The sequence below is a fragment of the Pedobacter sp. HMWF019 genome (assembly GCF_003061025.1).
Classification (GTDB): domain Bacteria; phylum Bacteroidota; class Bacteroidia; order Sphingobacteriales; family Sphingobacteriaceae; genus Pedobacter.
Map to the genome: position 1 here is coordinate 1 of NZ_QAIL01000264.1, position 1,254 is coordinate 1,254.

A 1,254-nucleotide genomic window follows, 5' to 3' on the forward strand; every position below is an offset into this window, starting at 1 on the left:
ATTTTAAGCAAGCATATCTAGTGGTCTCACACCGAGCAAAGCGTAAAAAGTATTACTAAAAGTAGAAACGCTTTCGTACCCTACCCTATAGGCTACACTCTTCACACTTTCTCCATCTAAGGACAAAAGTTCTACTGCCTTAATGATTTTCATCAGCTTAACATATCCTGCAAAAGTGATCCCGGTATCCTTCTTAAACAGACGTTCCATCGTACGAACAGAAAGGTTAAACTGAGCGGCAATCTCAGCGGATTTAAGCTGTGCTGAAAGTGGGTCCGAAAGGTAACTCACCACGTCTGCAATACGGGGGTTCCGGGGTACCGGAAGCGCCAGTGGAATGGCCTGCTTAAAGCTCAGCGGAAGGATGCTTTTAAGCCCCTTCAAAAAGTCAAATTCGACCGGATCTTTTTCTTCCAGCCTTGACCATTGCTCTGTAAAAAAAATCATTTCCCTCAACACTTTTGGGGTATGAAAAATAGTCAGTTCTTTAAAAAAATCAAGCTCCTCATTTACCGTAAAAAAAAGACATCGAAGGTACACCTGATTGGCTGGTGAAGAACTCCGGTGCGCCACTCCCGGAGGGATCCAGGCGCAGTGGTGAGTAGGCAAAAGATAGGTCCGGTTTTCCGTATGTAAATACTGAACTCCCTTCTCTACATAGATGAGTTGCCCCATATGATGGGTGTGCCACTCCTCAGAAAATTTCCAGTTTGCTTCATGCCAAACATAAGCCTCCTTATCTACCGCATCTACTGTAAGATGGCAAAATCTCGCTTTATCCATTTGTCGTTTTTTAATATGTAATTGGCAAAGATAGACATTTAAGCACAGCTGATATTGCAGACCTTTGTCTTGTTATTTAAGAACAAACCCATATGATTTTAATAGATTTAATCAAAAAAGGCTTCTTTGCAGGAGTTTTATTACTGTCAGGCCTGCCTTCAACTACGTTAGCCGCCATGAATGAACAAACCGATACCCGTATCCTTGTACTCTTCAATACAGAACAGGGCGGCACCTACAAATTAGCCCAGGCCATAGCCACCGGTATCCAAAAATTGGAAGGCACAAAAGCCATACTTAAACAGGTACCCAGAATAAAAAACCTGGAAAATGAAAGTAAAATGGCCTTCGCCAATATCCCTTATGCCAGCATCAGTGACCTCACCGCTTATGACGGCATCGCTTTTGGCTCAGCAGTTCATTTCGGTAATATGAGTGCAGATATGCGTTATTTTCTGGACCAGTCTGTAG

1 protein-coding gene and 1 pseudogene are annotated in these 1,254 nt (G+C 42.9%); one reads left to right on the forward strand and one right to left on the reverse strand.

The features are described from left to right. Nucleotides 1–3: 3 nt before the first annotated feature. Complete coding sequence (locus tag DBR11_RS15325; RefSeq protein WP_108553534.1) at nucleotides 4–783, reverse strand: AraC family transcriptional regulator; 780 nt, start codon at nucleotides 781–783, stop codon at nucleotides 4–6. 92 nt (nucleotides 784–875) lie between these two features. On the opposite strand from DBR11_RS15325, the pseudogene DBR11_RS29910 reads away from it, so the two are divergent. Continuing rightward, nucleotides 876–1,254, forward strand: a pseudogene (locus DBR11_RS29910) (hypothetical protein); the annotation flags it as partial.